This is a genomic window from Maritimibacter fusiformis (genome assembly GCF_008086115.1).
Classification (GTDB): Bacteria; Pseudomonadota; Alphaproteobacteria; order Rhodobacterales; family Rhodobacteraceae; genus Muriiphilus; species Muriiphilus fusiformis.
Genome location: NZ_VSIY01000014.1, coordinates 20086 through 38060 on the forward strand (window position 1 = coordinate 20086; position 17975 = coordinate 38060).

General features: G+C 68.0%; 18 protein-coding genes. 11 read left to right on the forward strand and 7 right to left on the reverse strand.

Going from position 1 to position 17975, the window contains the following annotated elements; all coding sequences use genetic code 11:
• The first annotated feature begins 30 nt into the window (after nt 1-30).
• Both FVF75_RS14165 and FVF75_RS14170 read left to right on the forward strand, forming a co-directional pair.
• Nucleotides 31-1707, forward strand: a complete 1677-nt coding sequence (locus tag FVF75_RS14165) for a tetratricopeptide repeat protein (protein WP_246138098.1) — start codon at nt 31-33, stop codon at nt 1705-1707.
• The gene (locus FVF75_RS14170) at nt 1707-2531 is read left to right on the forward strand and encodes a 4-(cytidine 5'-diphospho)-2-C-methyl-D-erythritol kinase (protein WP_148379154.1); all 825 of its coding nucleotides are present in this window, start codon (nt 1707-1709) and stop codon (nt 2529-2531) included. The genes FVF75_RS14165 and FVF75_RS14170 overlap by 1 nt, the downstream gene beginning before the upstream one ends.
• Here FVF75_RS14170 and FVF75_RS14175 read toward each other — a convergent pair.
• Nucleotides 2528-3529, reverse strand: coding sequence for a polyprenyl synthetase family protein (locus tag FVF75_RS14175; RefSeq protein ID WP_246138099.1), 1002 nt, complete (start codon nt 3527-3529; stop codon nt 2528-2530). The genes FVF75_RS14170 and FVF75_RS14175 overlap by 4 nt on opposite strands.
• A gap of 75 nt (nt 3530-3604) precedes the next feature.
• Here FVF75_RS14175 and FVF75_RS14180 point away from each other — a divergent pair, with 75 nt between their 5' ends.
• The 3 genes from FVF75_RS14180 to FVF75_RS14190 all read left to right on the forward strand — a co-directional run bounded on the left by FVF75_RS14180 (nt 3605) and on the right by FVF75_RS14190 (nt 4894).
• Nucleotides 3605-3823, forward strand: coding sequence for a putative signal transducing protein (locus FVF75_RS14180; RefSeq protein ID WP_148379155.1), 219 nt, complete (start codon nt 3605-3607; stop codon nt 3821-3823).
• A gap of 1 nt (nt 3824) precedes the next feature.
• The gene (locus FVF75_RS14185) at nt 3825-4580 is read left to right on the forward strand and encodes a tRNA1(Val) (adenine(37)-N6)-methyltransferase (protein ID WP_148379157.1); all 756 of its coding nucleotides are present in this window, start codon (nt 3825-3827) and stop codon (nt 4578-4580) included.
• 146 nt (nt 4581-4726) lie between these two features.
• Complete coding sequence (locus FVF75_RS14190; RefSeq protein ID WP_148379159.1) at nt 4727-4894, forward strand: YdcH family protein; 168 nt, start codon at nt 4727-4729, stop codon at nt 4892-4894.
• Nucleotides 4895-4903: 9 nt separating this feature from the next.
• On the opposite strand, the gene yddG is transcribed toward FVF75_RS14190, so the two are convergent.
• The 4 genes from yddG to FVF75_RS14210 form a co-directional block, all read right to left on the reverse strand.
• Nucleotides 4904-5779 carry an aromatic amino acid exporter YddG gene (yddG, locus tag FVF75_RS14195; protein ID WP_148379162.1) on the reverse strand — a complete coding sequence of 292 codons (876 nt, stop codon included), beginning with the start codon at nt 5777-5779 and terminating at the stop codon, nt 4904-4906.
• A gap of 61 nt (nt 5780-5840) precedes the next feature.
• Nucleotides 5841-6563: an acetoacetyl-CoA reductase gene (phbB, locus tag FVF75_RS14200; protein ID WP_148379164.1), complete on the reverse strand. Its 723-nt coding sequence runs from the start codon at nt 6561-6563 to the stop codon at nt 5841-5843.
• A gap of 142 nt (nt 6564-6705) precedes the next feature.
• Nucleotides 6706-7881, reverse strand: a complete 1176-nt coding sequence (locus tag FVF75_RS14205) for an acetyl-CoA C-acetyltransferase (RefSeq protein WP_148379166.1) — start codon at nt 7879-7881, stop codon at nt 6706-6708.
• A gap of 141 nt (nt 7882-8022) precedes the next feature.
• The gene (locus tag FVF75_RS14210) at nt 8023-8862 is read right to left on the reverse strand and encodes an EAL domain-containing protein (RefSeq protein WP_148379168.1); all 840 of its coding nucleotides are present in this window, start codon (nt 8860-8862) and stop codon (nt 8023-8025) included.
• A gap of 108 nt (nt 8863-8970) precedes the next feature.
• On the opposite strand from FVF75_RS14210, the gene FVF75_RS14215 reads away from it, so the two are divergent.
• Nucleotides 8971-9525, forward strand: coding sequence for a DNA-3-methyladenine glycosylase I (locus FVF75_RS14215; protein WP_148379170.1), 555 nt, complete (start codon nt 8971-8973; stop codon nt 9523-9525).
• Here FVF75_RS14215 and FVF75_RS14220 read toward each other — a convergent pair whose 3' ends face one another.
• Nucleotides 9526-10077, reverse strand: a complete 552-nt coding sequence (locus FVF75_RS14220; protein ID WP_148379172.1) for a TlpA family protein disulfide reductase — start codon at nt 10075-10077, stop codon at nt 9526-9528.
• Nucleotides 10078-10103: 26 nt separating this feature from the next.
• Here FVF75_RS14220 and argH point away from each other — a divergent pair, with 26 nt between their 5' ends.
• The 5 genes from argH (at nt 10104) to FVF75_RS14245 (ending at nt 16786) form a co-directional block, all read left to right on the forward strand.
• The gene (gene argH / locus FVF75_RS14225; protein ID WP_148379174.1) at nt 10104-11501 is read left to right on the forward strand and encodes an argininosuccinate lyase; all 1398 of its coding nucleotides are present in this window, start codon (nt 10104-10106) and stop codon (nt 11499-11501) included.
• Nucleotides 11501-11818 carry a DUF2834 domain-containing protein gene (locus FVF75_RS14230; protein WP_148379176.1) on the forward strand — a complete coding sequence of 106 codons (318 nt, stop codon included), beginning with the start codon at nt 11501-11503 and terminating at the stop codon, nt 11816-11818. Before argH ends, FVF75_RS14230 begins: the two co-directional genes overlap by 1 nt.
• A 214-nt stretch (nt 11819-12032) precedes the next feature.
• A complete protein-coding gene (locus FVF75_RS14235) occupies nt 12033-12521 on the forward strand; it encodes a hypothetical protein (protein ID WP_148379179.1) in 489 nt (162 codons plus the stop codon).
• A 441-nt stretch (nt 12522-12962) separates the two neighbouring features.
• Nucleotides 12963-14228, forward strand: a complete 1266-nt coding sequence (gene lysA, locus FVF75_RS14240; protein WP_148379181.1) for a diaminopimelate decarboxylase — start codon at nt 12963-12965, stop codon at nt 14226-14228.
• Nucleotides 14229-14260: 32 nt separating this feature from the next.
• Nucleotides 14261-16786 carry a TIGR02302 family protein gene (locus FVF75_RS14245; RefSeq protein ID WP_148379183.1) on the forward strand — a complete coding sequence of 842 codons (2526 nt, stop codon included), beginning with the start codon at nt 14261-14263 and terminating at the stop codon, nt 16784-16786.
• A 52-nt stretch (nt 16787-16838) separates the two neighbouring features.
• Here FVF75_RS14245 and FVF75_RS14250 read toward each other — a convergent pair whose 3' ends face one another.
• Complete coding sequence (locus FVF75_RS14250; RefSeq protein ID WP_148379185.1) at nt 16839-17813, reverse strand: zinc-ribbon domain-containing protein; 975 nt, start codon at nt 17811-17813, stop codon at nt 16839-16841.
• Nucleotides 17814-17975 lie beyond the last annotated feature (162 nt).

Consider the following 17975-nt stretch of genomic DNA (forward strand, 5'->3'; position numbering starts at 1 on the left):
CATTTGCCTTTTCCCCGCACCCTCCGCCCTTTGGGCTTAGCTGCACTTCTCGTCCTGTCCTCGCTGCCCGCCCGGGCCGCCGAGGAATTCGCCGGCGCCTACCTGGCGGCCCGGCATGCGAACATGTCCGGCGACTATGCGGCGGTGGTCGAATTCGGCACCCGCGCCCTGGCCCGCGACCCGGAAAACCGCGGATTGATGGAGGGGCTGATCATCGCGCAGGTCGGCCTTGGCCAGCTTGACGACGCGGTTCCGGTGGCGCGGCGGCTGGTGTCGGTGGCGCCCGACAACCAGATCGCCGGAATGGTCCTTCTGGCCGACGCGCTGGCCAGCGAGGACTGGGATGCAGCCGACAAGCTGTTCGCGGGCGGGCTCAATCTTGGCGGCCTGATGAACGACATGATCCAGGCCTGGTCAGCGATCGGGCAGGGGCGGATGAGCCGCGCGATCGAGTTGTTCGACGCATTGGCCGCCGCCGAAGGCAGTGCCGAGGCGGCGCTGTTCCAGAAGGCGATGGCGCTGGCGCTGGTGGGCGATTACGAGGGTGCGGCCGACATCCTCGGCGGCGGCGAGATGACGCTGCGCCTCAACCGCAACGGCATCATCGCCTATGCCCAGGTTCTCAGCCAGCTGGAGCGCAATCCCGACGCCGTCGAGATGCTCGATCAGGTGTTCGCCAACACAACCGACCCGGAACTGACCGCGCTGCGCGCCGAACTGGCCGCCGGCAAGCCGATTGCCTTCACCGCCGTCGGCTCCGCCCGCGAAGGACTGTCGCAACTGTTCTACGAGGTTGGCGATTCGCTGATGGGCGACACCGACCCGGCGCTTGTGCTGATCTACGCCCGGATGGCCGAACACCTGAAGCCCGACAACACCGGCGCGATCCTGCTGTCGGCCGAAGTGCTGGAAAAGATGGAGCGTTTCGAGCTTGCGGCGCAGACTTACGACCGGATCGCGCCCGACAGCCGCGCCTATCCGCAGGCGCAACTGGGCAAGGCCACGGCGTTGCGGCGGATCGGTGACACGGCCGGCGGCATCGCCGTGCTCGAAGCTCTGGCCGAAACCCACCCCGACATCGCCGCCGTGCATGTCTCGCTGGGCGACGCGCTGCGTTTTCAGCAACGCTATGCCGAGGCGACGCCGCATTACGATGCCGCCATCGCGCTGTTTCCCGGTGACAGCGCGGGGCAATGGGCGGTCTATTTCGCCCGGGGCATCACCCTCGAACGTCAGAGCGAATGGGACCGCGCCGAGGCCGATTTCCGCAAGGCGCTGGAACTGTCGCCGGATCAGCCGAGCGTGTTGAATTACCTGGGCTATTCCTTCGTCGAGCAGAAAAAGAACCTCGACGAGGCGCTGGACATGATCGAACGCGCCGTCGCCGCGCGGCCCTTTGACGGCTATATCCGCGATTCGCTGGGCTGGGTGTTCTACCGCCTTGGCCGCTATGACGAGGCGGTCGAGGAGATGGAGCGCGCGGTCGAACTGATGCCGACCGACCCGGTCCTGAACGACCACCTGGGCGATGTCTACTGGGCGGTCGACCGCAAGCGCGAGGCCCGCTTCCAGTGGAGCCGCGCGCTGTCGTTCATCACCGACGAGACCGACCCGGACGAGTTGAAGCCCGACCGGGTGCGGCGCAAGCTCGAGGTCGGGCTGGACGTGGTGCTGGAAGAAGAGGGCGGCACGCCGATCCGCCGATGATGTCGCAGAGCTTTGCCCCCGCCAAGATCAACCTGACCCTGCACGTGACCGGCGAGCGCGGCGACGGCTACCACCTGCTCGACAGCCTCGTGGCCTTTGCCGATGTGGGCGACCGGGTGTCGGTCAGCCCCGCCGAGAGCCGCACCCTCGAGGTGACCGGCCCAATGGCCGGGGGCGTGCCCACGGATGCGCGAAACCTCGTCATGCAGGCCGCCGCGCTTTACGACCTGCCGGTCAAGGCGGTCCTGACCAAGACGCTGCCCAGCGCCGCCGGGCTGGGCGGCGGCTCGTCCGACGCGGCCGCCACGCTTCTGGCGATGGCCGATCTGACCGGGCAGAACGTGCTGCCCGAGGGCGCCACCGACCTGGGCGCCGATGTGCGCGTCTGCCTGATGCGGCAGGCCGCCCGGATGCGTGGCATCGGTGAGGATGTGACGCCGGTCGAGGGGATGCCGGAGCTGTTCGCGGTGCTGGCCAACCCCGGGGTCGAGGTGCCGACCGCCGAGGTCTTTGCGGCGCTCACCGACAAGGACAACGCGCCGATGCCCAAACGCCTGCCGCGCTGGCGTGCGGGCTGGACGCTGATCGACTGGCTGGCGGCGCAGCGCAACGACCTCGAGGCCCCCGCCATCGCGGTCGCGCCGGTGATCGCCGAGGTGCTGGCCGCGCTGGGCGCCTTGCCCGAGGCGCGGCTGGCGCGGATGACCGGGTCCGGCGGCACCTGCTTTGCGCTGTTTGAAACCCGGGACGAGGCCGAGACGGCGGCGATGGACCTGTCCGAGGCGCGACCCGACTGGTGGATCAGCGCCGCGACCCTGCGCTAGTTCAGCCGCGCCACCACGTAATCCGAAATGTCCGACAGCATGTCGCGGATCGGATGCTCCGGCAGCCCCTCCAGCGCGGTCTTCGACGTGTCGACCCAGGCGAAGGCATCCGCGCGTGTCGCCTCCAGCGCGCCGTGGCGGGTCATCAGGTCGATGGCGCGCTCCAGGTCGCCCGCCTCCTGCCGCCCGGCCTCGATGGTGCGCTGCCAGAAGGCGCGTTCCTCGTCATCGGCCAGCGCGATCGCCTTGATCAGCGGCAGGGTCAGCTTGCGGTCGCGGAAATCGTCGCCCTTGTCCTTGCCGATGCCATCGCCGCCCCAGAAATCCAGCAGGTCGTCGGCGATCTGGAACGCGATTCCCATCGCGTCGCCATAGGCATGAAGCGCCGCGACCGCATCGTCATCTGCCCCTGCCAGCACCCCGCCGACCTCGGTCGCGGCGGCAAACAGCGCCGCGGTCTTGCCGCGCACCACCTGCAGATAGACATCCTCGCCGGTCGCAAGGTTCTGCGCCGCGGTCAGTTGCAGCACCTCGCCCTCGGCAATCGTGGCCGCGGCGTTGGACAGGATGCGCATGATCGGCATCGAATCCGCCTCGGTCATCAACTGGAACGAGCGCGCGAACAGGTAATCGCCCACCAGCACCGAAGACTTGTTGTCCCACAAGAGGTTGGCCGTGGGCCGCCCGCGCCGCTTGGCGCTTTCGTCCACCACGTCGTCATGCAGCAGCGTCGCGGTGTGGATGAATTCGACCGTCGCGGCCAGGTGCACGTGATGCGGCCCGTCGTAGCCCATCAGCCGCGCCGCCGCCAAGGTCAGCATCGGGCGCAGGCGTTTGCCGCCGGCCTCGATCAGATGCGCGGTCACCTCGGGGATGCGCGGCGCGTGTTCGGACGCCATGCGCTCGCGGATCAGCGCGCTGACCGCGTCCAGATCGTCGGCCAGATAGGCCGCCAGCCTCTCATGCGGCTTGTGCACTGTGGCGTCATGTTTCGTCACGTAGCTGTCTTTCCGTCTCCATCCGTGCCAAGCTCATCTCGACTCTCCTGTCGGAAAACAGCTAAGTCTCTGAGTATGAAAGAGCTTCTACGCACCAACGACCCGACCGTCATCGCCTTTGCCACGGCGCTTCTGGACGGCGAAGGTATAACCACCTTTGCCACCGACGTCCATATGAGCACGCTGGAGGGCTCGATCGGCGCTTTGCCGCGCCGTCTGCTGGTGCGCGACGACGATCACGCCCGCGCGCGGCGCGTTCTGGCCGACAACGACATCGACACCGGGGACGGCTGACATGGGCGACGAGGCCGTGACCGAGGACCGCTTTCTCGGCGGCCGCCTGGTCCTGCGCCAGCCCCGGCAGGGCTACCGCGCCGGGATCGACCCGGTGTTGCTGGCGGCCTCGGTTCCGGCGGTGGCCGGGCAATCGGTGCTCGATCTCGGCTGCGGCGTGGGCGCGGCGGCGCTGTGTCTGGGCGCGCGGGTTGCCGGGCTGTCGCTCACCGGGGTTGAGCGGCAGGCGGACTACGCCGCACTTGCCCGTGCTAACGCCTTGGCCAACGGGCAGGCGTTTTTCGTGCACGAGGCCGACCTTGCCGCGCTGCCCGCCGATCTGCGCGCCCGGGCCTTCGATCACGTCATCATGAACCCGCCCTACTACCTGCCGTCGCGCGCCACCCGCTCCGACGACCCCGGGCGCGGTGCCGCGCTTTTCGAGGACACGCCGCTGGCCACCTGGATCGACGTGGCCACCCGCCGCCTGCGCCCCGGCGGCCACCTCAGCGCGATCCAGAACGCCGCACGCCTGCCCGACCTCATGGCCGCGCTCGACGACAGGCTGGGCAGCGTCGTGATCCGGCCGATTTCCCCCCGCGACGGGCGCGACGCGACGCTGGTGATCGTGCAGGCGCGCAAGGGTGGACGCGCGCCCGCACGCCTTGCCGCGCCACTGGTGCTGCACAAGGGCGCCGATCATCCCGGCGACCGCGACCACTACCGCCCCGAAGTGCGCGCGATCCTGCGCGAAGCCGCCGCGCTCGACCTCGGCTAGGCCGGCATCCGGCAACATCTTGCCACCGCACGCCGCCGGTTTCGGCACTGCGACCATCCGTTCCCCGAGAGGGGGCAAGGAGTCCGTGACAAGCATCGCGTTGTGTGCTGCACTGGTCTTGCGAGGACTTGAAACAGGAGAATGCCATGACTCTGGACGCCCACCTGAGCGAACTTCAGAAAAAGCACGAAGCTCTGTCCGAGCGGGTCGAACGGGCGCAACAAAGCCTCTCGACCGACGACCTTGAAATCGTGGCGCTCAAAAAAGAAAAACTGCGCCTGAAAGAGGAAATCGAGCGGCTCAAGCACGGCTAGACCCGGCCATCAGGATCGGCGGCGCCGCGTCCGCCCGGACCGGGCCGCCAGCACCGCGCCCGCGGTAATCAACACCGCGGCGACGAGTATCTCGCGCCGCGGTTCGGCCATGCCGGCCAGAATCAGCAACAGTGTCGACAGCAGCGGCGCGGCGTAGGACGCGGTGCCAAGAAGCTGGATGTCACCGCGCTTCACCCCCACGTCCCAAGCATAGAACGCCAGCCCCACCGGGCCAAGGCCAAGGCCGATCAGCGCCGCCCAGCCTTGCAGGCCTTGCGGCCATGCGGTCGTCTCGAACGCCAGGTGCGCCGCCAAGGACAGCGCCGAGGTCGCCAGGCAGAACACCGCGACGGCGGCGGTGGGCGTTGCGCCCAGGCGGCGCGACAGCACCGAATAGCCCGACCATGTGAGCGCGCAGAGCAGCGCCAGGCCATAGCCCGGCAGCGCCCCCGCGCTGACCCGGGTCAGACCCGCCGCGACGATCAGCGCGGCGCCCGCAAACCCCGCCAGCGCGCCCGCAACATGGCCCGCGCGCAGCCGCTCGCCCGGCAGAAGCCCGGAAAACAGCACGATCAGCAGCGGCCAGAGATAGGCAATCAACCCGGCCTCGGCGGGCGGGGCAAGGCGCAGGGCCGAGAAATAGAAGGCGTGATAGCCGAACAGGCCGAGCGTGCCGAAGGCATAGACCCGCCACGACACCCGGCGAAGCTGGCCGAGGTTGCCGGAGTTCGCCACCCAGATCAGCCCCGCGACCCCGCCGATGGCAAAGCAGATCGCGTTCAACTGGAACGGCGGCACCGGGTCGGTCGCCACGGTGAACAGCGCCAGCAGCGACCAGAGCAGGACGGCGGAAAAGCCTATGGCGGTGGCGGTTCGCGGGGTCATGCGCCGGTTTGACATGAAAAGACCGGCCCCGAAAGGCCGGTCCACCCGTCAGTATCGCGGCTCAGACGAAGAATTGCCCGCCGTTCGCGGTGATCGTCGAGCCGTTCAGGAACGCCGCGTCGTCGGAGGCCAGGAACACCACGCAGCGCGCGATCTCCTCGGGCTCGCCCAGGCGGCCGGTCGGGATCTGAGCGATGATCGCATCGCGCACCTTTTCCGGCACCGCCATGACCATCTCGGTCGCGATGTAGCCGGGGCAGATCGCGTTGGCGGTGATGCCGGCGCGCGCGCCTTCCTGCGCCAGCGATTTCACGATGCCCAGGTCGCCCGCCTTGGTGGCGGCATAGTTGACCTGCGCGAACTGGCCCTTCTGGCCGTTGATCGAGGAAATCACCACGACGCGCCCGAACTTGCGTTCGCGCATCCCCGGCCAGATCGGGTGCACGGTGTTGAACACGCCGGTCAGGTTGGTGTCGACGACCTGGTGCCATTGCTCGGGCGTCATCTTGTGGAACGGCGCGTCGCGGGTGATGCCGGCGTTGGCGACGACCACCTCGATCGGGCCGAGGTCGGCCTCGACCTTGGCGATGCCGGCGGCGCTGGCCTCGTAGTCGGCGACGTTCCACTTGTAGGTCGGGATGCCGGTCTCATCGGTGAACTTGCCGGCGGCCTCGTCGTTGCCCGCGTAATTCGCGGCAACGGTATAGCCCGCCTCTTTCAACGCTTTCGAAATCGCTTCCCCGATGCCGCGCGTGCCTCCGGTGACGAGTGCAACTCTTGCCATGGTTTCCTCCAGTCTGGCGAATCTGATCTCAGTAACTCTGTTACGTGCTTGGCGGAAGATGCGCAATAAAGTTGCGCAAAAAACCCTGCCCCGCAAACAAAAAGGGGCGCCGGAGCGCCCCTCGTTTTCGCGATCCGGCCGCTTACGGACGTTCGAGGCACATGGCCACACCCATGCCGCCGCCGATGCAGAGCGTGGCAAGGCCCTTCTTGGCGTCGCGGCGCTTCATCTCGAACAGCAGCGTGTTGAGGATGCGGGCGCCCGAGGCGCCGATCGGGTGGCCGATGGCGATGGCGCCGCCGTTGACGTTCACCTTCGCCGGGTCCCACTCCATGTCCTTGTTGACCGCCAGCGCCTGCGCGGCGAAGGCTTCGTTGGCCTCGATCAGGTCGAGGTCCGAGGCCTTCCAGCCCGCCTTTTCCAGCGCCTTGCGCGAGGCATAGATCGGGCCGACGCCCATGATCGACGGGTCGAGCCCAACGGTTGCGTAGGAGACGATGCGCGCCAGCGGCTCCAGCCCGCGTTTCTCGGCGGCTTCGGCCGACATCAGCAGAACACCGGCGGCGCCGTCGTTGATGCCGCTGGCGTTGGCGGCGGTGACGCTGCCGTCCTTGGCGAAGGCCGGGCGCAGCTTTTGCATCGCCTCGATGGTGGCGCCGTGGCGGATGTATTCGTCCTGGTCGACCACGATGTCGCCCTTGCGGGTCGAGATGGTGAACGGCACGATCTCGTCGGCGAACTTGCCGGCCTTCTGCGCGGCCTCGGCCTTGTTCTGCGAGGCGACGGCGAATTCATCCTGCATCTCGCGGGTGATCTGCCATTTCTCGGCGACGTTCTCGGCGGTCTGGCCCATGTGATAGCCGTTGAAGGCATCCCACAGACCGTCGCGGATCATCGAGTCGATGTATTTCACGTCGCCCATCTTGTGACCGGCGCGCAGGTGCGCGACGTGCGGCGACAGCGACATGTTCTCCTGGCCGCCGGCGGCAACCACGTCGGCGTCGCCCAGCTGGATGTGCTGGGCGCCCAGCGCCACGGCGCGCAGGCCCGAGCCGCAGACCTGGTTGATGCCCCAGGCCGAGCTTTCGATCGGCAGGCCGGCGTTGACATGCGCCTGGCGGGCCGGGTTCTGACCCTGGCCGCCGGTCAGCACCTGGCCCAGGATGGTCTCGCTCACCTCGGATTTCTCGATCCCGGCGCGTTCGACCAGCGCTTCCAGCACGGTCTTGCCCAGGTCATGCGCCGGGGTGCCGGCGAAGGCGCCGTTGAAGCTGCCGACAGCGGTGCGCGCGGCAGAGACGATTACGACATTGGTCATGGGTTTCCTCTCGTGGTCAATCCGGCGCGGGCCGGTCGGGTGCGCCGCAGGCGGCTTCCCGTGCGACATGATGTGCACCATTATGCTGCAATGCAGAAAAAATCAACCCGTCATGGCGCCGGAAACCGCGGCCCGACCCGGTCACGCGCTGCGGTTCTGCGCCGTCTCATGCCACCACGGGCGTGTCGTCGGCGCGGCAAAGCAATAGCCCTGCAACAGATCGCATCCCAACTCGATCAGGTATTCCGCATCCGCCGCCGATTCGACCGCCTCGGCGACCGCGAGCATGTCGAAATGCCGGGCCAGCGACAGCATCGCGGCGGTGATCACCTGGTTGTCGGGATTGGTGGCGATGCCCTGGATGAACTGGCCGTCGATCTTGAGGATGTCGAAATAGAACTCCTTGAGATAGCGAAAGGCGGTGTAGCCAGCACCGAAATTGTCCAGCGCGAAGGCGACGCCGTGGCGTTGCATCTCGGCCATGAAGACTTGCACGAGGTCGGGCATCACGATGGCGGTGCGCTCGGTGATTTCGAGGATCAGGCGTTCGCCGATGGTCGGGTCGCTGTCCAGCCCGGCGCGCAGCGTGGCGATCCAGCGCGGATAACCGATCGAGCGCGCCGACATGTTGATCGCCAGCCGGAGCGACGGCACCCGTGCCAGCGCCTTCAGCCCGGTTTCCAGCGCGATGGTGTCCAGCCGCCGCCCAAGTTCCTGGTTTTCGACCGTGCCGAAGAAATCCGCCGCCGGAATCACCCGCCCGGTCGGGTCGAGCACCCGGATCAATCCTTCGTAAAAGGCCGGCGCGTCGGTGTCGGTGGCGCGCATGATCGGCTGGTAGGCCAGCGTTATCCGCCCGGTATCGACCGCGTCGCGCACCATGGCGATGGTGTCGCGGTCGCGCTGTTCAATGGCGACGGACAGCGGGCTGGACGGGTCCAGCGCGGGGTCGTCGAATTCGGGCAGGGCAGATTCGGTCATGGGCACCTCACACGTCCCGCCTCTTTTAGGCCCTACCTGCTAAAACCGGGTTAAACATTGGATTTGCGCCAAATTTTGCGCATTATCCGGCGAAAGACGGAGGCGAGCATGGGCGAAAGATGCGGCTGGTGTGGCGACGATCCGCTTTATGTGACCTATCACGACACCGAATGGGGCGTGCCGGAACATGACGGGCGCGCGCTGTGGGAAAAGCTTATCCTCGACGGCTTTCAGGCCGGGCTGAGCTGGATCACCATCCTGCGCAAGCGCGACAATTTCCGCGCGGCCTTCCAAGGCTTCCACCCCGGGGCGATTGCCACCTGGGGCGAACCCGAGGTCGCCCGCCTGCTGACCGATCCCGGCATCATCCGCCACCGCGGCAAGATTGAGGCCACCATCGGCAACGCCCGCGCCTACCTGGCAATGGGCGGGGCCGAGGCCTTTGCGGACCGCATCTGGAGCCATGTCGGGGGCGCGCCGCTGGTCAACCACTTTGCTACGCTGGACGAGGTGCCGGCCTCGACGCCGCTGTCCGAACGGGTGTCGAAAGACCTCAAGCAGGCCGGGTTCCGGTTCTGCGGGCCGACCATCACCTATGCCTGGATGCAGGCTTGCGGGCTGGTCAACGACCACCTGGTCGGCTGCCCGGCGCGGCGGGTCTGATCACTCGTCGATCAGCGCGGTCAGGATCGCCACCGCGCTTTCCGAGTTCCAGTCGGCATCGCCCATCAGCCGCGCCAGTTCGCGCCCCTCACGGTCGAGGATCACCGTCACCGGCAGGCCCATCACGCCCATTTCGCTGGAGAGTTTCTTTTTCGGGTCCAGCAGGATCGGCAGGTTGTCGACCTCGATCTCGTCGAAAAACCGCCGGATCGCGGCCACCTTGTTGCGCCCCGTCGCCACCGGCACCACGGCGAAATCCTCGCCCCCCAGCGCGGTCTCGAGCGCTGCGAGCGTCGGCATCTCGACCCGGCAGGGATTGCACCATGTCGCCCAGAAGTTCAGCACCACGATCCGGCCCCGGTAGTCGGCCAGGCTGTGCTCGCCCCCCTCGGGGTCGGTGAACACGGCTGTCCCGGCGGCCTCGGGCGCGCTGTGGAACATCAGCTTTTTCATGTCGCCATCGCGCAAGGCTTCCAACGCCGCGGTATCGGCGCTGGCGGTGTTTGCACAGACAAGGAGGGCCGCGTATAGCAGGGCGGAAAGACGGGACATTGACTTCTCCTCGGGGGCCGGACGCCATGACAGATACCACGAAAGCCGCCAATGCCATGTGGGGCGGACGCTTCGCCGATGGGCCCGATGCGATCATGGAGGCGATCAACGCCTCGATCGGGTTCGACCAGCGCCTCGCCCGGCAGGACATCGAGGGCTCGCGCGCCCATGCCGCGATGCTGGCGGCCACGGGTATCATCTCTGATAAGGATGCGGGCGCGATAAGGGAAGGCCTGCTCACGGTGCTGTCAGAGATCGAGACCGGAAGGTTTCAGTTCTCGACCGCGCTCGAGGACATCCACATGAACGTCGAGGCGCGGCTGAAAGAGCTGATCGGCGAACCCGCGGGACGGCTGCACACCGCACGCTCGCGCAACGACCAGGTGGCAACCGACTTCCGCCTCTGGGTGCGCGATCAGGCCGACGCGGCGATCACCGGGCTCGACGCGCTGATCGTGGCGCTGTTGGGCCAGGCCGAGGCCGGGGCCGATTGGGTGATGCCAGGATTTACCCACCTGCAAACCGCGCAGCCGGTGACCTGGGGCCACCACATGCTGGCCTATGTCGAGATGTTCGCCCGCGACCGTTCGCGCTTTGCCGATGCCCGCGTGCGGATGAACGAATGCCCCTTGGGCGCGGCGGCACTGGCTGGCACCGGCTTTGCCATCGACCGTGACGCGACGGCGCAGGCGCTGGGGTTCGACCGGCCAATGGCCAACTCTCTGGATGCCGTGTCCGACCGCGACTTCGCGCTGGAGTTTCTCGCCGCGGCCTCGATCTGCGCGGTGCATCTGTCGCGCCTCGCCGAAGAGCTGGTGATCTGGTCCTCGGCGCAGTTTCGCTTCGTCACCCTGTCGGACCGCTTCTCGACCGGCTCGTCGATCATGCCGCAGAAAAAGAACCCCGACGCCGCCGAGTTGATCCGCGCCAAGATCGGCCGGATCATGGGCGCGATGGTGGCGCTGTTCACGGTGATGAAGGGGCTGCCCTTGGCCTATTCCAAGGACATGCAGGAAGACAAGGAACAGGTGTTCGACGCCGCCGATCACCTGATGCTGGCGCTGGCCGCGATGACCGGCATGGTCGCCGACATGACTGCCAACAAGGGCGCGCTGGCCGCCGCCGCATCCTCGGGCTTCTCGACCGCCACCGACCTCGCCGACTGGCTGGTGCGTGAAGCGGGATTGCCGTTTCGTGACGCCCACCACGCCACCGGCGCGCTGGTCGCCATGGCCGAGAGCAAGGGCTGCGACCTGCCTGACCTCAGCCTTGCCGACATGCAGTCGGTCAACCCGGCGATCACCCAAGGGGTGTTCGACGTGCTGACCGTCGACGCCTCGGTCGCCTCGCGCACCTCCTACGGTGGCACCGCGCCGGCCAACGTGCGCGACCAGATCTCGCGCTGGCGCGGGCGGCTGGGCTGATGTCGCCCCTGCGCCTCATCTACCTCGCCCTCGCCATCCTCGGCGCGGTCTGGCCGATGTGGCATTTCGTGACCTACCTCACGGGCGAGGGCGGCTCGCTCCCCGGCCTGGTCGCGCTCTGGACGGCCAACCCCGCCGTCACCGGCCTCGCGCTCGACCTGATGATCGCCGCTGTCGCGCTGATCGTCTGGGTGCTTGCCGAAACGCTGGTGCGCCGCAACTGGATCGCGCTCATCGCCATCCCCGCCACGTTTTTTGTCGGCGTGTCCTTCGGCCTGCCGCTCTACCTGTTCCTGCGCTCGCGGCCCGTCACCTGAACGCTGTCGTCCTGATGCGTCCAATCCGGCAGCGCGTGTTGTCCAAGCCCCGCATGTGCCGCGATGCTACCGTGGTTGATCGAAAGGTCATTTCGGAGAGGTGCGCCACGCCATCTGCCACGCGGTCCTCGCCTCCGGCCTTTTGGGTGCCGCCATTCTGACGGGGCGGCGCAGTGTCGTAATCATCGAAAGGGTAAGACCAATGCAATTCATGATGTCCAGACGGGGAATGCTGTCGTCCATCGTCGCAACCACGGTGCTAGTCGGTGCCACCGGCGCCCTGGCCGCCGATCCGAAAGAGATCGCGAATCAGGTCTATCAGGCCTACGTCGAAGCAATGACCCGAACCAACGCCGCGCTTGAAGGTTTTCCGGAGCCGACGCCCGAGATTGCCGAGACCGTCGACGCGATCAAGGAAGACTCGGTGACCAAACTGGTCGCCCTGGGCCACGAGATCGCCGCGATGAGCGACGCGGACCGGAAAACCGTCGAAGGCGTTGTCAGCAGTTCGGTTTCGTCGATCCACACCAAGCCTGAAACCAAGGATGTCTATGCCGGGTATCAAGCGGTCTGGGGGGCCTATGTCGGGGGCGACCAGGAGTTCTTCAACAAGATCAAATCCCTGAACATCCTGACGCAATACGCGTTCTTCGACCTCCTGCGAAAGCAGGAACCGGAAGAGGCGGACCGCCTCGGGGTCTGACTCGTCCGCTCGTGTCGGGGCGTAAATGCACGAGCGCCGATCCGACAGGGCACCCGGGGTTCGGGCTGGGGGCGCTGCCCCCAGACCGACGGAGGATTGATGCCAGGATGACGCAACGCACGCATGGTTTCGCGCCCGTTAACCCATTCCTGCGATAACCTCTCCCGTGCACGAAAGTGGTATCCGTGCCTCGACCCTGGCTTAGCAAACCGGGGAAGGGACAGCCGGGACACCTAAGACCACCTGATGAAGGTGCAGGCGAGGCTCTGCGCCCGGCGAAGGAACACTTGCCCCTAGGCGGGCCCGCCACTTTACCCTCTTGTGAGTATGTGAGCGACCGAGACACAGACACCCTGCCGGGAAATTCCCGCGCGGGGCGTTCGGCGTTGCCCTTGGCAAAAGCTGTGCTATGACCCGGTCCGGCAATCTGCGAGGCGCGTGATGGATCATTTCAACTACAAGGGCGGTATCCTGCATGCCGAGGATGTTCCCGTCCCCGAGATCGCGGCCTCGGTCGGCACGCCCTTCTATGCCTATTCCACCGCCACGCTCACCCGCCATTTCGGGCTGTTCACCGAGGCGCTGGCGGGCATGGATCACCTGATCTGTTACGCGGTCAAGGCCAACTCCAACCTTGCTGTGCTCAAGCACCTGGGCGATCTCGGCGCCGGGATGGACGTGGTGTCGGGCGGCGAGTATGCCCGCGCCCGCGCCGCCGGGGTGCCGGGCGACCGAATCGTGTTTTCCGGCGTCGGCAAGACCCGCGCCGAGATGCGCATGGCGCTGGAAGGCGGCATCCGGCAGTTCAACCTCGAGTCCGAACCCGAGATGCTGGCGCTGTCGGAGGTTGCCACCGCGATGGGCGTCACCGCGCCGGTCACGCTGCGCGTCAACCCCGATGTCGACGCCCGGACCCACGCCAAGATCGCCACCGGCAAGTCGGACAACAAGTTCGGCATCCCGATCTCGCGCGCCCGCATGGCCTATGCCGAGACCGCGGCCCGGCCGGGGCTGGAGATCGTCGGCATCGACGTGCATATCGGCTCGCAACTGACCGACCTCGACCCGTTTCGGCAGGCCTATTCCAAGCTGGCCGATCTGACCCGGCAACTTCGCGCCGATGGCCACACCATCCGCCGCCTCGACCTCGGCGGCGGGCTGGGCATTCCCTATGAGCGCTCGAACACCGCGCCGCCCCTGCCGATCGAATACGGCCAGGTGATCCGCGAGACGGTGGGCGACCTGGGCTGCGAGATCGAGATCGAGCCGGGGCGGCTGATCGCCGGCAACGCTGGTATCATGGTGTCGCAGGTGATTTACGTGAAACAGGGGGGCGAGCGGAAATTCCTTATTGTCGACAGTGCGATGAACGATCTTGTCCGCCCCTCGATGTACGAGGCGCACCACGATATCGTGCCGGTCATCGAGCCTGCGCCGGGCGCCGAGCAGGAACCCTATGACATCGTCGGCCCGGTCTGCGAGACCGGCGACACCTTCGCGCGCGGGCGCAGCCTGCCGGTGCTGGCCGCGGGTGACCTGGTCGCCTTCCGCTCGGCCGGAGCCTACGGCGCGGTGATGGCCTCGGAATACAATTCCCGCCCGCTGATCACCGAGGTTCTGGTCAAGGACGATCAATTCGCGGTCATTCGCGCGCGCCCCACCTATGAAGAGATGCTGGCGCGCGATACTATCCCTTCGTGGCTCTGACCCCCGTGTCGGGGCCGTAGCGAAAGGCCCGGATGGACACGACCCACATACCCGAGGCGGCCGCCCGGCGGTTGAAACGCCCCCTTGCCCTGACCCGGGCCGGGATGGTGGCGGAACGCGGCGCGCGCGCCTTCTGGCCGCTGGCCACGGTGCTGATGCTGGGGATTGCGTTCGTGTTGTCGGGGGTGCTGGCGCTGATGCCGGACCGGGCCGGGCAGGTGCTGGCCGGCGTGCTGGTGCTGGACGCGATCATGACGCTGGTGGCGGGGCTTCGCCGCTACCGTCACCCCAGCGCCGCCGAGGCGCGCGCCCGCCTCGATGCCACGCTTCCCGGCCAGCCGATTGCCACGCTTGGCGATGTTCAGGCCATCGGCGCGGGCGATGCCGCCTCGCGCGCCGTCTGGGCTGTGCATCAGGACCGGATGCTGGCGCGGCTGTCGGGCCTGCGCGCCCCGCGCCCCGACCCGGACCTGCCGCGCCGCGACCCCTATGGCCTGCGCCTGATCGCGCTGATTGCCCTGGTCTCGGCGGGGTTTTTCGGCATCCGCACCCAGCCCGGCGATCTTGCCGCCCTGATCCCCGGCGCCCCGGCATCCGCCGCGATGGCCGAGGCAAGCTGGGAGGGCTGGATCGAGCCGCCGTCCTATACCGGCAAGCCCACGCTCTATCTCGGCGACCAGCCGCCGGGCGCGCTGTCGGTGCCGGTCGGCAGCCGCGTGACCCTGCGGCTTTACGGCAAGCTGGGCGCCATCGAGGTGGACGAGAGTTTTTCCGACCAGCCGCCGACCGAGCCGGTGCCGACGCGCCTGTTCAAGATCGACCGCGACGGCAGCATTCGGATCGGGCCGGAGCGGTGGGAAATCACTGCCATCCCCGACCGTGCCCCCCGGATCGCGCCGGATGGCGAGTTGACCCGCACCATCGCCGGTGAGATGCGCCTGCCGTTCCGGGCGGTGGACGACTACGGCATTTCCGCCGGGCAGGCCCGGATCAGCCTCGACCTGCCCCGGGTCGAGCGGCGCTTCGGCCTTGCGGCGGAACCCGAGCCGCGCGACCCCGTGGTGGTCGACCTGCCGATGCCGTTTCGCGGCGACCGTGCCGAGATTGCCGAGGTGCTGGTCGAGAACCTGGCCGAACATCCCTGGGCCGAGCTTCCGGTGCGCGTGGTGTTCACCGCCAACGACGCCGCCGGGCAGTCGGGCGACAGCGCCCCGGTCGAGGTGGTGCTGCCGGGGCGACGGTTCCTCAACCCGCTGGCCCGCGCCATCGTCGAGATGCGCCGCGATGTCCTGTGGACGATGGACAACGCCCCGCGCGCCGCGCGCATCCTGCGGGCGATCTCCAACCGGCCCGAGGGGCTGTTTCCCAAGGAGGTGCAATACCTCAAGCTGCGCACCGCCGCGGCTACGCTCGAAGACCCCGCGCTGACGCCCGAGGGGCGCGACGAGGTGGCCCGCGCGCTCTGGGATCTGGCGACCGAGATCGAGGATGGCAGCCTGTCGGACGCGCTGGAACGTCTGCGCCGCGCCCAGGACCGGCTGTCGGAGGCGATGCGCCAGGGCGCCAGCCCCGACGAGTTGTCCGAACTGATGCAGGAATTGCGCGACGCGATGCGCGACTACATGCGCCAGCTTGCCGAGCAGGGCCCGTCCGAGGACCAGCCCGACAGCGGCGGCGAGGACGGCGAGCGCATGGAACTGTCGATGCAGGATCTGCAGGCGATGATGGACGAGATCGAGGATCTGATGCGCCAGGGCCGCACCGCCGAGGCGCAGCAGTTGCTCGATATGCTCCAGCAGATGATGGAAAACATGGAGATGGCCGAGGGCCAGCAGGGCGCGGGCGGCGAGAACCCCGGCGAGCAGGCGATGCAGGATCTGCAACAGACCCTGCGCGACCAGCAGGGCCTGTCCGACCGGGCCTTCCGCGACTTGCAGGAGCAGGGCAATCCCACCGGCGGCGCGGGCGAATCGGGCGAGAACGTCGGGCGCGACGGCGGCCAGGGCCAGGGCGAAAGCCATGACGGCACCGGCGATGAGCCGGGCGAGGGCGGTGAAGGCGGGCAGAGCCTGGCCGACCAGCAGCGCGCGCTGGAGGACCGGCTGGACAACCAGCGCCGCGACCTGCCCGGCGCCGGCACGCCCGAGGGCGACGCGGCGCGCGAGGCGCTGGACCGCGCCGGGCGCGCGATGGACGAGGCTGCGGATGCGCTGGAAGGCGGCAACACCTCGGGCGCGCTCGACCGTCAGGCCGAGGCGATGGAGGCGATGCGCGAGGGGATGCGCAATCTGGATGAGGCGATGCGCCGCGAGGCCCAGAACCAGCCCGGGCGGCAGGGCCAACTGCCCGGCGACCCCGGCGACACCCGCCGCGCCGACCCCCTTGGCCGCGCGCCGGGCGGTGCCGGATCGGCCGCCACCGACAGCCCGCTGGAAGACACCGAAGACGTCTACCGCCGCGCCCAGGACCTGATGGAAGAACTCCGCCGCCGCTCCGGCGAAACCGACCGGCCAGAGCTTGAACGCGAGTATCTCAAGCGGCTGTTGGACCTGTTCTGATCGGGGCGGGCTGCGCGGCGGGCATACTCAATCCCATCCGCTTCGATCCCGTCTACTCCGTGCCGCCCCCGTCACCGTCCGGTGCGGCCATTTCCTCGAGCTTGCCGATCAGCGCCTGGACGTTGTCTTCGAGCCAGAGCCGGCCCTTGTCCACCGTTTCGGCATAGGCGGTCAGCGCGGGTTCGGCGGCTGGCAGGCGGGCGGTGATCTGGGGCGTGAAGACATAGATCGCCACCGCGATCAGGGTCAGCAGGATCACCAGCAGGAAACCGCGCCCGAAGCCGCCGCGCCGCGCCGTGTCGGGGGCCGGCTCGCCCCGCTCCGGCGGGGTTTCGCGGCTGTCGAGCGTCGAGTTGATTTCCTCGATGTCGGGAAACAGGTCGCGCCGCGCGGTGGCGGTTCCGGCCGCGTCGTTGTCGTCCGTGTCGGGGTAGTCGTCGGGCTCGTCGTCAAGGTCGATGCCACGCATCCGGGCCATGCGTTCGCGCGCCAGCCGGCGGCGTTCCTCGTCGGGGTCGCTGCCCCGGTCGATGCCCAGATCGGGCTGGGTTTCGACCTGTTCGGGCTCGTGCTGACCTTCACGCGCACGTTCGGCCATCTCGCGCGCGGCCTCGGCCTTGAGGATGTCGCGCACCTCGTCGTCGACCAGCGGGCGTTGCACGGCGGCAGGCTGCGGGCCGGGTTCCTCGTCGCCCTCGCCCGCCGCATCCTCGTCCGCCGCATCCTCGTCCGCCGTGTCCCCGCCCGCGGTATCGTCGTCGCGGTCCGGCTCCGGCGCATCGTCTTCGGCGGCGGCGACATCGGCCTCCGCGTCCTCGGGCTCGGCGGCGTCATCCTCGGGCTCGTCTGGGGCTATGCGGTCTTCGGTCGGCGCCTCGGAGGCGGTGTCGGCCTCGCCGGGGTGGCCGGCGGGCAGTTGATACCAGGCATGACCGCAGCCCGAGCACTGCACATCGCGCCCGCTGTCGGGAATGACCTTGTCGTCGATCTCGTATTGCGCGCCACAATTCGGGCATACCAATCGCATGTCGCCCACGCTCCCTCGCGCCTCATCGGCGCTGCTTGTCTGTCCACGCCCCCAGAACGAGGGCAGTATGTGCAGGGAAAGACGGAAAATCAAACCTTTGCAATCCCGAGATTGAAACAAAACTGCGGCTGGGGCAAAACTGTCGCCGAGATGACAGCCACC